Raw genomic sequence first — 12,663 nt, forward strand, 5'->3', positions numbered from 1 at the left:
CCCCCCGAGACACCCCAACGGACCTGGGCCACGCCTGGCCCCCGCCAGGTGCCCAGCCGCTCGACACCACCGGCCTGTACGACCGCCTGGTCGAGCACGGCTACGGCTACGGCCCCGCCTTCCACGGCCTGACCCGCGCCTGGAAACACGGCGACGACCTCTACGCCGACATCACCCTCCCCGAAGAAGCCGGACAGACCACCCGATACGGCCTACACCCCGCGCTCCTCGACGCCGCGATGCACGTGGACCTGGTGGCCGGGCCGAAGGCCACGCTGATCCCGTTCAACTGGAACGGCGTCACTCTGCACGCCGCCGGCGCCGACGCGCTGCGAGTACGGCTACGCCGTCTGGACGGCGACGAGGTCACCCGGCTGGACCTGGCCGACCCCACCGGCCGGCCGGTGGCCACGGTGGAGACGGTGGTGTCCCGGCCGGTCCAGGCCGACCAACTGGCACAGGCCCGCCCGGCCTCGGAGTCGCTGCTCGCGGTGACGTGGCGGCCGGTCGCGCCGTCGGGTCCCCTCGGCGCGGTGGACGCCTCCGACGCGCTCGTCATCGACGCCACCGGCGGCGCTGGCGAAGCCTCAGGCGGCGATGTGCCGGATCGGGTGCGGCGTGCCCTGCGTCCGGTCCTTACCGGCCTGCAGGACTGGTCGGTCGAGGCGGACACCCGGCCGGCAGTGGTGATCACCCGGGGTGCCGTGGCGGTGCGCGACACCGAGGCGCCGGATCCGGCGCGGGCCGCGGTCTGGGGCCTGGTGCGGGCCGCCCAGGAGGAGAACCCCGGCCGGATCATCCTGGTCGACCTGGATCCGGCCGGCGACCTGACGGACGGCGTGCGCGTCGCCCTGGCCACCGGCGAGCCCGAGCTGGCGATCCGTGACGACCGGCCGTGGGTCCCCCGGCTGACCCGCGCCACACTCCCGCGCGAGGATCACGCCGACCGGGTATCGCGCGCCGCAGCCGTTGACCCGTACGACGCGACCTGGCCGGCGGATGGGACCACGCTGATCACCGGCGGCACCGGCGGGCTGGGAGCCCTGATGGCCCGGCATTTAGTGGCCGAACACGGCGTGCGGCAGCTGCTGCTGGTCTCCCGCCGGGGCCTGGACGCCCCCGGGGCGGCCGAACTCCGCGACGAGCTGATCGAACAGGGCGCCGAGGTCACCGTCGCCGCCTGCGACGTGGCCGACCGGGACGCCCTCACCGTACTGCTGGAGGGAATCCCCGGCACCCTGCGCGCCGTGGTGCACACCGCGGGAGTGATGGCCGGCGGGGTGCTCGGCACGCTGACGGAGGAAGGGCTGGACCGGGTGCTGCGGCCGAAGGCGGATGCCGCCTGGCACCTGCACGAACTCACCCAAAAGCATGACCTTACCCACTTCGTGCTGTTCTCCTCCGCCGGGGGGATGGTGCTCGCCGCCGGGCAGGGCGACTACGCGGCGGCCAACGCCTTCCTCGACGCGCTCGCCGCGGATCGCGCCGCCGCCGGGCTGCCCGCCACCTCACTGACCTGGGGAATGTGGGCGGTGGACACCGGGCTCGGCGGGCCGCTGCGGGACACCGACCTGGCCCGGGTGCGCAGGCTGGGCATACCGGCGATCTCCGCGGAGACCGGGCTGGCGCTGTTCGACGCGGCGCTGCGCGTGCCCGCGCCGGTGCTGGCGCCGATCCGGCCGGACGTCCGCGCGCTGCGGGCTCGTGGCGACGACCTGCCCGCGCTCTTGCGTGACCTCGTGGGCGCGCGCCGTACAGCCGCCGTGGCCGCACGGACCGACGGGTCGGACGGCGCAGCCGGGCTGCGGGAGCGGCTGGCCGGGCTGTCTGCCCGGGAGCGGGACCGCATGTTGCTTGAGCTGGTCCAGGCCGAGGCAGCGGTGGCGCTCGGGCACGACGCCGCGGACGCGATCGACGCCGAGCGCGGCTTCGTGCAGCTCGGCTTCAGCTCGCTGGCCGCCGTCGAGCTGCGGAACCGGCTGCGCCGGCGGACCGGCCTTCCGCTGCCCGCCACGCTCGCCTTCGATCAGCCGAACGCCACCGCGGTCGCCCGATACCTGGCCGAGCGGCTGGCCCCAGCGGAGCCGGAGTCTCCCGAGCCTCCTCCCTCCGCGGCGGACGACGAGCGGCTCGCCGCGGCCTCTGCGGAGGAACTCTTCGAGATTCTCGACCGGGAGCTGGATGGCGACGTGTAGCCGAGGTCCTCGAAACCGGGCGGCGGCCGCAGAGGAAGCGGGAAACCCGATAAAGGCATCACGGTGGCCGGGGGACGCGGCTGCACCCCGTCATCCGCGGAGTGTCCAAGCGGCTTCTCCCGGTCGACGACGGACCGCTCATTCACGATCCGCTGCCCGCCCTGACTGAGATTCGCCGAGTGATCAACCAAGCGACCTTCCGCACCTGGCCGGCCTCCGGGAAGAAAAAAATGGGCCCGCACATCACATGGATGGCCGCCCTGGGCCCGCGCATGGATGGCCGACCGCGGCATCGTCTACGACGCCGCGGACTACCTGCTGGTCCGACCCGCTCTCACCAGCCGCGCCGTACGGTCTCGACGATGTGCGCGCGCTGCTCCTCGGTCACCCACCAGCCCACGGGTAGGCAGACGACGCGCTCCGCCACGCTGTCGAGTCCGGGCAGCAGCGTGGCGTACCGGCGGACGCAGGTGTGGGTGTCGTTGCGTTCGTGGACGTTGCTGACCATGATCTGGGCCTCGTCCATGCGCTTCATGAAGCCGGCGCGGTCCTCGACCTTGACGGGGTAGATCCAGAAGGACGACTCGCGATCCTGCGCGCGTTCGGTCAGTTCCAGCCCCGGCACGCCGGCGAGCTCCCGGTCGTAGTGGGCGGCGTGGGCCCGGTGCCGTGCCACGACCTCCTCCGCCCAGTCCAGATTGGCCAGCCCTATCGCGGCGTTGATGTCGGTCATGTGGAACTTGTAGCCCCACTCGGCGACGTCCGGCGGGTTGCGCAGCCGGTCGGCGCCGCGGCTGATGCCGAACCAGCGGAGCAGCGTGGCCCGCTGGTGCAGCTCGTCGTCCGGCAGCACCAGAGCCCCACCGTCACCGCAGGTCAAATGCTTGATCGCCTGGAAGCTGAACACCGCGACGTTGCCGTGGGTACCCAGGCGGTGGCCCTGGTAGGTGGCGCCCCATGCGTGGGCGCAGTCCTCGATCACCACGGGGCGGAATCCGAAGGCCGCCTCGGCCTCGTCGAGGATCTTCGCCAGCCGCCCGAGGTCAACCGGATAGCCGGAGAAGTGCACGACGACGATGGCGCGGGTGCGGGGGGAGATCTTGCGGGCCAGGTCGTCGAGGTCGACGTTGAGCGTGGCGGGATCGACGTCCACCCATTTGATGCGCAGCCGGTTGGCGAGGATGGTCCAGTTGGTGGCCTCCATGGTCAGGGGCGTGGAGAGCACCTCGCCATCGTCGTCCCCTGCTGCGGCGACCATGTGGAGCGCCAGGTGCAGCCCCGAGGTGCCGCTGTTGACCGTGGCGACGCGCGGGTTGCCGATCCGCTCCGCCAGCGCCCGCTCGAACTCGGCGACCTTGGCGCCCTGGCCGATCTGGCCACTGCCGACGACCTCGGCGACCGCTGCCGGAGCCGACTCCGACATGGGGACCTTGAACAGCGGGATCAACGCGGCGCTCCGTCCGGTGTGGCGAGTTCGGCGTAGCGGGCCAGACAGTCGGCGTAGGAAGGCAGGATGCCGAGACGTTCGGCCTCTTTCAGGGAGGGCGCGGCCCGGTCCTTGTCCGACAGGACGGGCTCACGGTCGCGCGGCCAGGGCAGGTCGAGTTCGGGGTCCAGCGGGTTCACCTCGAAGGAGCTCTCCGGCGACCAGGTGCTGGAGCACAGGTAGAAGACGGTGGCCTGCCCGGTCAGCGGGGCGAACCCGTGCGCGAGCCCTTCGGCGAGGTAGAGCGCGTGCCGGTTGTCCTCGCTCAGCTCCGCCACGACGTGCTCGCCGTACGTGGGCGAGCCGTGCCTGATGTCGACGACGATGTCGCGGACGGCGCCGCTCGGGCAGCTCACGTAGCGGGCCTGGCCGGGCAGGTGGATCGCGTGCAATCCACGGATCGTGCCGTGTATGGAGACGGAGCAGTTGACCTGGGCCACGGTCAGCGGATGGCCGACGGCCTCGGTGAAGGCAGGCTGCTTGAAGACCTCGAGGAACAGTCCTCTGGGGTCGGGGAAGACCTTGGGCTCGACGAGGAACGCCCCGCCGATGCCGAGTTCGCGAATCCGCATATGATCCCCTTCTTCGACGTTATGGTGGGTCGCCCTGATCTGCGGCGGCAACCCCTACGGCACCCTTATGCGCCTCCCACCAGGGGCGGTTGTTCCGGTACCACTCGACCGTCTCGGCCAGGCCTTTCTCGAAGTCCACGGCCGGGCGGTACCCCAGCTCAACGCGGATCTTGATGTCGTGGACGGAGTAGCGGCGGTCGTGGCCCATGCGGTCCTCGACGAACTCCACGCGCTCCCATCCGGCGCCGCAGGCCTCCAGGAGCAGCCCGGTCAGCTCGCGATTGGTCAGCTCGGTGCCGCCGCCGATGTTGTAGACCTCTCCCGGCCGGCCTGCCTGCCGTACCAGCTCGATCCCCGCGACATGGTCGGCCACGTGGAGCCAGTCGCGCGAGTTCATGCCGTCCCCGTACAACGGAACCTTGCCGCCGTCGAGCAGGTTGGTGACGAACAGCGGGATGACCTTCTCGGGGAACTGGTACGGCCCGTAGTTGTTGGAGCAGCGGGTCACCCGCACGTCCAGCCCGTACGTCCGGTGGTAGGCGAGGGCGAGCAGGTCGGCCGAGGCCTTCGACGCCGAGTACGGCGAGCTGGGCGACAGCGGCTGGTCCTCCCCCCAGGAGCCTTCGGGGATGGAGCCGTACACTTCGTCGGTCGAGACGTGCACGAACGTGCCGAGACCGTGCTCGACCGCCGCCGCGAGCAGCGTGTAGGTCCCCGTCACGTTTGTGCGGACGAACTCCCCCGCGCCGCTGATGGACCGGTCGACGTGGGATTCGGCGGCGAAGTGCACCACCTGATCGTGCGCGGCCACCAGCTCTCCGACGAGGGCGGCGTCGCAGATGTCGCCCCGCACGAACGTGAAGCGGCCGTCGGCGGGCTCCAGGTTGGCCCTGTTGCCCGCGTAGGTGAGCTTGTCGAGAACCGTCAGCGTGCAGTCGCCCCGCTCGGCCAGGGTAAGGACGTAATGGGAGCCGATGAATCCGGCGCCGCCGGTGACCAGGATCCTCATTGCGCGTAACTACTCGCGATGCTCATCACGTACTGGCCGTAGCCGGACTGCGACTGCTCGGCTCCGAGCCGGTAGCACTGCTCCGCGTCGATGAAGTCCATGCGGAGCGCCACCTCTTCCAGGCAGGCGATGCGCACGCCCTGCCGTTGTTCGAGGGTCTGCACGTACTGTCCCGCCTGGAGCAGCGTCTCCGGCGTACCGGTGTCCAGCCAGGCGAATCCTCTGCCGAGATCCACCAGTTTGGCCCTGCCCTGCCGTACGTAGGCCAGGTTCACGTCGGTGATCTCCAGTTCGCCCCGTTCGGACGGCTCGAGATTCTTGGCGATGTCGATGACGTCGTTGTCGTAGAAATACAGGCCGGTGATGGCTCTGTTGGAGCGCGGCTTCGCCGGTTTCTCCGCTATCGAGGTAAGGCGCCCGCTCTCATCGGTCGTCCCCACTCCGTACCGGCCGGGATCGCTCACCGGATAACCGAACAGCACGCACCCCTGCACTTCCTGCACGTTCTCTTCCAGCACCTCCGAGAAGGAGGGGCCGTGGAAGATGTTGTCGCCGAGGATCAGCGCGGCCGGGCCGCCGCCGATGTGGGAGGCGCCGATGATGAATGCCTCGGGTATCCCGTCCGGCGATTCCTGGGAGGCGTAGGAGATGTTCAGCCCGAAGCGGGCGCCGTCGCCCAGCAGCCGGACGAAGTTCGGCACCTGGTCGGGCGAGGAAATGAGGAGGATATCCCTGATGCCGGCCAACATGAGCACCGATATCGGGTAATAGATCATCGGCTTGTCGCTCACCGGGAGCAGCTGTTTGGAGACCGCGGCGGTGATCGGATGCAGCCGCGTTCCCCGGCCTCCCGCGAGAACGATTCCTTTCACGGCCTTTACCTCTCTGCTGCGTGGAAGTGTTCCGAGGCTAAGCAGGGGCGTAGCGGAGCGGCAAGACGGATGACCGGAGAGAGGGGGAGCATTAGGGGGTTTCGGTGGCGGACGCCATGCCCCGGTAACCGGCGAATAGGGGACCGTCCGCACCCGGCCGCGAATAGGCACGGTGAGACACCTGAATAAGGGGAGGGTAGGGGCTGACCCGGTCTCCCCTGGCGACGAGAATTTCTCCAATTGACGTTTCCTGAAGGGAGTCCGGCGGTGCGGGTTGTCGCCTTACGCCGTGCCGTCACCACGATCGTGGCCGCGGTGCTCTCAGTCACGCCGGCCGTTGCGGAGCCGGCGGCGCGGGACATGAAGGACGCCTCCACGCGCGAGGTCCCTGGGCTGCGCGAGCCGGTGCGGCTGGTTGTGGACCGCTGGGGGGTGCCGCACCTGTACGCCCGCAACACCGACGACGTGTTCCTGGCGCAGGGCTACAACGCCGCGCGGGACCGGCTGTTCCAGCTCGACCTGTGGCGGCGGCGCGGCCTGGGCCTGCTGTCGGCCGCCTTCGGGCCTCGTTACGTCGAGAAGGACCGGGCCTCCCGGCTCCTCCTGTACCGCGGGGACATCCAGCGGGAGTGGGCCGCCTACGGGCCGGACACGCGCCGCGCCGTGACCGCGTTCGTCCGCGGCGTCAACGCCTACGTCGACTGGGTCAACGCGCACCCGGAGGCGTTGCCACCGGAGTTTCGCCGGCTGGGCCACCGGCCGGACCACTGGCGGCCTGAGGACGTGGTGCGGATCCGCAGCCACGGGCTGGCGCTCAACGCGTACCCCGAGGCGTTGCGCGCGGCCGCGATGTGCTTCGGCGGGCAATCCGCCGCCCGGGCTCTCGTCCGCCTGGAACCCGCGCATGAGCCCAAGGTGCCGGACGGGCTCGACCCGTGCGACGTGCCCGCGGACGTGCTCAACACCTACCTGCTCGGCATCACGCCGGTCGCCTTCGACGGCGTCGCGGTACGGCCGGCGCCGCCGCCGTCGTCGCCCGGAGGGTCGAACGCCTGGGCGCTCGCGCCGTCGCGTACCGCCACCGGCCGGCCGATCCTCGCCGGCGATCCGCACCGGGCCACCACGGCGCCGGCGCTGCGCTACGTCGCCCACCTGTCCGCGCCCGGCCTGGACGTGATCGGCGCCGGCGAGCCGGCGCTGCCCGGTATCTCCATGGGGCACAACGGCCGCGCCGCTTTCGCGCTCACGGTTTTCGCCGCGGACCAGGAAGACCTTCAGGTGTACCGCCTGCACCCGGACGACCCGGGCCGCTACCTCTACCGTGACCGCTGGGTGCCCTTCACCACGGTGCGGGAGGAGGTGCCGGTGGCCGGCTCGACGCCCCGCCAGGTGGAGCTGACCTTCTCCCGGCATGGGCCGGTGCTCAAGGTGGACGCGGAGCGGGGCCTCGCGTTCGGCCTGCGCACCGCCTGGTCGGAGCCGGGCACGGCACCGTACCTCACCGGTCTCGACGCCATGACCGCGCGCAGCTTCCCCGAGTTCGCCGCCCGGGTGCGGCGCTGGGCCGCCCCGCCGGAGAACCTGATCTACGCCGACACCTCGGGCGCCATCGGCTGGGTGCCCGGCGCCCTGGTCCCCCGCCGGCCACGGCACGACGGGCTGCTGCCGGTGCCCGGCGACGGCCGCTACGAATGGGACGGCTTCCACGACGGCGCCGAGTTGCCCAGGGTGAGCGACCCCAAGAGCGGCTTCGTCGCCTCGGCGAACGAGTTCAGCATGCCATCCGGGCACCCGGTGCGCGTCGGCTACGAGTGGGAGCCGGCGGCGCGCAAGGAGCGCATCGAGGACGTGCTGTCCGGCTCGACCCGGCACACTCCGTCCGAGATGGCGCGACTCCAGCGCGACCAGGTCGACGAGTACGCCCGGCGCATCGTCGCGGTACTGCGCGACATACCGGCCGGTGACGACCCGGACACCGCGGCCGCGCTGCGGCACCTGCGCGACTACGACGGTACGGCGAGCGCCGACTCCCCCGGCGCGGCGCTGTTCGAGCCCTGGCTCTCCGGGCATCTCGGCCCGGCGTTCCTCGCTGAGTTCGTCTCCCCGGCGGTGGCCGCCCGGGTGCCGCGCGCCGACGTACGGCAGGTGATCGACGCCTTGGAGCGGCCGGACCGCTGGTTCGGACCGGACGGCGCCGCGGTACGGGACCGGCTCGTGCAGCAGACGCTGCGCGCGGCCTACGCCGAGGTCCGCGGCCGGCTCGGCGCCGACCCGGCCGCCTGGCGCTGGGGAAGCCTGCAGCAGGCGCTGTTCTCCCACCCCCTGGGCGACCACGTGGGCCCGTTCCCCCGGGGCGGCTCCGTGACCACGGTGGACGCCTCGACCTATGCCCGAGGGACCTACCGGTCGCAGTCCGGCGCCGCGTACCGGATGGTGCTGGACGTCGGGGCCTGGGACAACTCCACCTTCGTGAGCGCACCCGGGCAGTCCGGGGACCCGGCGAGCCCGCACTACGCGGACCTCGCCGCCGCCTGGAGCTCCGGCGCCCAGGTGCCGCTGCTGTACAGCCCGGCCGCGGTCGCGCGGAACACGGAAAGCGTCATCACTCTGGTGCCCGCGGCGTCCGGCCGCGGGTGATCGCCGCGGCTCCCCGGAGTTCATGGGGTTCACCAGGGGGCGGCGAACGGATCACGGCGGAAGGAACAATGTGGACGAGCGTTGGATCAAGCGATTTCACCCCGCGCCGGACGCGCCGGCGCGGGTCATCCTGCTGCCGCATGCCGGCGGCGCGGTCAGCGCCTACTTCAAGCTGTCCGCCGCGCTGCACCCGGCGCTGGACGCCCACGCGGTGCAGTACCCGGGCCGGCAGGAGCGCCGGCACGAGCCGCCCTTGACGGACGTGCGCCTGCTGGCCGCCGGCATCGCCGACGCGCTCCCCGACGACGGGCGGCCCACGCTGCTGTTCGGGCACAGCATGGGCGCGCTGGTCGCCTTCGAGCTCGCCCTGCTCCTGGAGCGGCGCGGCACGGCGCCGCACGCGCTGGTCGCCTCCGGCAGGCGCGCCCCGTCCACCTACCGCGACGAGTCGGTGCACCGGCGGGACGCGGCCGGCGTGGCGGCCGAACTCCGCCGGCTCAGCGGCACCGACCCAATGTTCATGCAGGACCCGGAGCTGTTCGAGATGGTGCTGCCGGCGCTGCGCGCCGACTACCAGGCGGTGGAGACCTACCAGTGCGCCGCGGACGCCGCAGTCGGCTGCCCCCTGGTCGTCTTCGTCGGCGACGACGACCCGAAGACCACGGTCGAGGAGGCCCGCGCCTGGCGCCGGAACACCACCGGCCACTTCGACCTGCGGGTCTTCCCCGGGGGGCACTTCTACCTGGACGACCAGGTGGCCGAGGTGACCGACGCGCTCATCGCGCTGTCCGGGTGAGTCACACTCACCCGGACGTCTGAGCCAGCCATTCCTCGATCACGGCGGCGGTCTGCCGCGCCTCGGACTCCAGGATGCTGAAGTGGTCGGCGGCCACCTCGCGCACCGCCGTACCGGGGGTGAGGACCGGACGCCAGCCCGCGCCGACGGCCGGGGCCGACCCCTCGGGCGTCGCCACCCCCTGGGCGGCGCGGACGAACAGCGTCGGCGCCGCCAGTTCGACCGGCCGCCACTGGGACAGCAGCGCGGCGTACCAGCCCATCGCGGACAACCGGGCGGCGGTGAACGGGCCGAACACGGCCTCCCGATCGAGCAGGCCGCCCACGATCGAGGACCAGACACCGGTGCTCTCCCCCGCCCCGGGAACGTGCGTGTCGAGCAGGATCACCGCGGCCGGGCCCTGGCCGGCTTCCGCCAGCGCGCCGGCGAGCGCGTGCGCGAACACCCCGCCGGCGGAGTACCCGACCAGCGCGTACGGCTCGACCTCGCCGCCGCCGGTCACCATTCGGGCCAGCCCGTGCACGAGGGCGTCCAGCGAGTCCGGCAGGCTCTCCTCCCGTACGAACCCGGGCACCGGCAGCACGGCGAGGTCGCGCACCTCGCGGAACTCCGCGGCCAGCGGGACGAACTGGTGCGGCCCGCCGAAGGCCATCGGCGAGTTCAGGCAGAACAGCCGCGGCCGGCGCGGGCCGGTGGCCAGCACCACCGGGGTGCGGTCCGGAGCGTCGGCCGCGCCGTACCGGGGACGGACCGCGGCGGCGGCGTGCAGCAGCGTCATCCCCTCCTCGATCTTGCCGGCGGCAGCCGCTGCGCGGAACAGTCCGCTCAACGTCTCCGCCGCACCCTGCAGGTCCTGTACGGCCGGCCCGTCGCCGTACGCCGTGGCGGGTCCGGGCCGGGCTTGGCCGTTGGCTGCCGCGGCCTCACCGGCCGGTACGCCGGGCGCCGGAGCGATCTCCTCGGCCAGCACCCGGGCCAGCGCGCCGGCCGTCGGGTAGTCGAAGGCAGCGGTGGCCGGCAGGCGGACGCCGGTGTCCGAGGTGAGCGCGTTGCGCAGCTCCATGGCGGCCAGCGAGTCCAGGCCCAGCCCGACCAGGTCAGAATCCGGCTCGACGGGCTCCGTGTCCGCGTGTCCGAGCACCTGGGCCACCCGCCTCCGGACCAGCTCGACCAGGCGCTCCAGGCGCTCCTCGGGGCCCAGTGCGGCCAGCGGTTCCAGCTCGTTCCCGCCCGACGCCGCCGTACGCCGTACGGCCGGGGCCAGATCTTGCAGCAGCGCGGGAACGCCGTCCGCGCGGGCCCGCACAGCGGCGGGGTCCAGCCGGATCGGCGCCAGCACGGCGGCGTCCGCCCGCCGCGCCGCGTCGAACAACATCAGCGCCGCGTCCACCGGCAGCGGCAGCATGCCCCAGCGGCGGATCCGGGCCAGGTCGTCGTCGCGCAGCCGGCTCTGCATGCCCGCCTCGCCGCCCCACAGGCCCCAGGCCAGCGTACGCGCCGGCAGGCCCGCCGCCCGGCGGTGCTCGGCCAGCGCGTTGAGGAAGGCGTTCGCCGCCGCGTAGTTGCCCTGGCCGGGGTTGTCCACCAGCGATGCCGACGAGGAGAACAGCACGAACTCGGCCAGGTCATGCTTCTGGGTGAGTTCGTGCAGGTGCCAGGCGGCGTCCGCCTTGGGCCCGGCCACCTGGTCGACCAGCTCGGGCGTGAGGTCGGCGAGGACCGCGTTCGCGCTCGCCCCCGCGGTGTGCACCACGGCGCGCAGGGTGCCGGGGATTCCCTCCAGCAGTACGGTGAGGGCGTCCCGGTCGGCCACGTCGCAGGCGGCGACGGTGACCTCGGCGCCCTGTTCGATCAGCTCGTCGCGGAGTTCGGCCGCCCCGGGGGCGTCCAGGCCCCGGCGGGAGACCAGCAGCAGCTGCCGCACGCCGTGTTCGGCCACTAAATGCCGGGCCATCAGGGCTCCCAGCCCGCCGGTGCCGCCGGTGATCAGCGTGGTCCCATCGGCCGGCCAGGCCGCCACGGGCTCCTCGCCGAGGCGGGCCCGCTCCAGCCGGGGCACCCAGAGCCGGTCGCCGCGCAACGCGACCTGTGGTTCCCCGCTCCGAAGCACCGCGGCCGCCTCGGCGGCCGACGCGCCGTCGGGTGCGGGGGCCGACGCGCCGTCGGGTGCGGGCGCCGACGCGCCGTCGGGTGCGGGGGCGGCCGGAGTACCGCCAGCCGCATCCCGGGCGCTCTGCTGCCTGGGGGCCAGGTCGATCAGGGTGATCCGGCCGGGTTCCTCCGCCTGGGCGGCCCGTACCAGGCCCCACACCGCGGCCTGCGCCGGATCCGGAACCTCGCCGTCGTCCACGGCCACCGCGCCCCGGGTCACCACCGCCACCGGCCGCGGGTCCGCCTCGGCCAGCCAGCTCTGCAACTCGCCCAGCACCTCCCCGACGGCCCGCCGCACCCGCGCCGGGACGTCACCGTCCACCGGCTCCCCGCCTGCCGAAGAAGCGACATCCAGCACCCTGGCAGCGGTCCGCGCGGTCTCGGCGCCACGTTCGTCCACCGACCGCCAGGCCACCTCATACAACCACCGGGCCGGGGCCGCGCCGCTCAACTGCCCGGGAGCCAGCGGCCGCGCGGTCAGCTCTTCCACCGACACCACCGGCCGGCCGGCCGGATCGGCCACCTCCAGCCGGGTTACCTCGTCGCCGTCCAGACGGCGCAGCCGTACTCGCAGCGCGGTGGCGCCAGCGGCGTGCAGGGTGACGCCGTTCCAGTTGAACGGGATCAGCGGACCGCCCTCCCCCGCCCCCTGTCCGGCGTCCTGCCCGGCCAACATGCCCACGTGCATCGCCGCGTCTAGCAGCGCGGGGTGCACGCCGTAGCCCGCCGGATCGGCGGCATCGGTCGGCAGCGACACCTCGGCGTAGAGGTCGTCGCCGTGTTTCCAGGCGCGGGTCAGGCCGTGGAAGGCGGGACCGTAGCCGTAGCCGTGGTCGACCAGGCGGTCGTACAGGCCGGTGGTGTCGAGCGGCTGGGCATCCGGCGGGGGCCAGGCGTGGTGCAGGTCTGCCGGGGTGTCTTGGGTGGGGGTGAGGGCTGTCTCTT

Annotated in this window: 8 protein-coding genes; 3 read left to right on the plus strand and 5 right to left on the minus strand. The window is 72.7% G+C overall.

Annotation, left to right across the window (positions count from 1 at the left end; genetic code table 11):
- A partial coding sequence (locus tag EJK15_RS62040) for a type I polyketide synthase (protein WP_138719705.1) occupies window positions 1–2,195 on the plus strand: 2,195 nt, incomplete at its 5' end.
- A 334-nt stretch (window positions 2,196–2,529) separates the two neighbouring features.
- On the opposite strand, the gene EJK15_RS62045 is transcribed toward EJK15_RS62040, so the two are convergent.
- Genes EJK15_RS62045 through rfbA form a run of 4 tightly spaced genes read right to left on the minus strand, consistent with a single transcriptional unit; the run spans window position 2,530 to window position 6,134 of the window.
- Window positions 2,530–3,642 (minus strand): DegT/DnrJ/EryC1/StrS family aminotransferase, encoded by a 1,113-nt coding sequence (locus EJK15_RS62045; protein WP_138719706.1) that lies wholly within the window; start codon window positions 3,640–3,642, stop codon window positions 2,530–2,532.
- The gene (gene rfbC, locus EJK15_RS62050; protein ID WP_138719707.1) at window positions 3,639–4,253 is read right to left on the minus strand and encodes a dTDP-4-dehydrorhamnose 3,5-epimerase; all 615 of its coding nucleotides are present in this window, start codon (window positions 4,251–4,253) and stop codon (window positions 3,639–3,641) included. The genes EJK15_RS62045 and rfbC overlap by 4 nt, the downstream gene beginning before the upstream one ends.
- A 19-nt stretch (window positions 4,254–4,272) precedes the next feature.
- Window positions 4,273–5,262 carry a dTDP-glucose 4,6-dehydratase gene (rfbB, locus tag EJK15_RS62055; protein WP_138719708.1) on the minus strand — a complete coding sequence of 330 codons (990 nt, stop codon included), beginning with the start codon at window positions 5,260–5,262 and terminating at the stop codon, window positions 4,273–4,275.
- Window positions 5,259–6,134, minus strand: coding sequence for a glucose-1-phosphate thymidylyltransferase RfbA (gene rfbA, locus EJK15_RS62060; RefSeq protein ID WP_138719709.1), 876 nt, complete (start codon window positions 6,132–6,134; stop codon window positions 5,259–5,261). Before rfbA ends, rfbB begins: the two co-directional genes overlap by 4 nt.
- A gap of 267 nt (window positions 6,135–6,401) precedes the next feature.
- Between rfbA and EJK15_RS62065 the strand changes: the two genes are divergently transcribed.
- Together EJK15_RS62065 and EJK15_RS62070 are read left to right on the plus strand one after the other, a co-directional pair.
- Entirely contained in the window at window positions 6,402–8,771 is a 2,370-nt protein-coding gene (locus EJK15_RS62065; protein WP_240777968.1) for a penicillin acylase family protein, read from the plus strand.
- 70 nt (window positions 8,772–8,841) lie between these two features.
- On the plus strand, window positions 8,842–9,567 hold the full coding sequence (locus EJK15_RS62070; protein WP_240777969.1) for a thioesterase II family protein: 726 nt from the start codon (window positions 8,842–8,844) through the stop codon (window positions 9,565–9,567).
- Between the two features lie 7 nt (window positions 9,568–9,574).
- Here EJK15_RS62070 and EJK15_RS62075 read toward each other — a convergent pair.
- Window positions 9,575–12,663: type I polyketide synthase (locus EJK15_RS62075; RefSeq protein ID WP_138719711.1), on the minus strand; the 3,089-nt coding region annotated here is incomplete at its 5' end.

This window comes from Nonomuraea basaltis (genome assembly GCF_005893125.1).
GTDB lineage: Bacteria > Actinomycetota > Actinomycetes > Streptosporangiales > Streptosporangiaceae > Nonomuraea > Nonomuraea basaltis.

Excerpts from the sequence above, each read along its gene's own strand:
- rfbC (WP_138719707.1), bottom strand. The coding sequence starts at position 4,253 with ATGCGGATTCGCGAACTCGGCATCGGCGGGGCGTTCCTCGTCGAGCCC.
- rfbB (WP_138719708.1), bottom strand. The coding sequence starts at position 5,262 with ATGAGGATCCTGGTCACCGGCGGCGCCGGATTCATCGGCTCCCATTAC.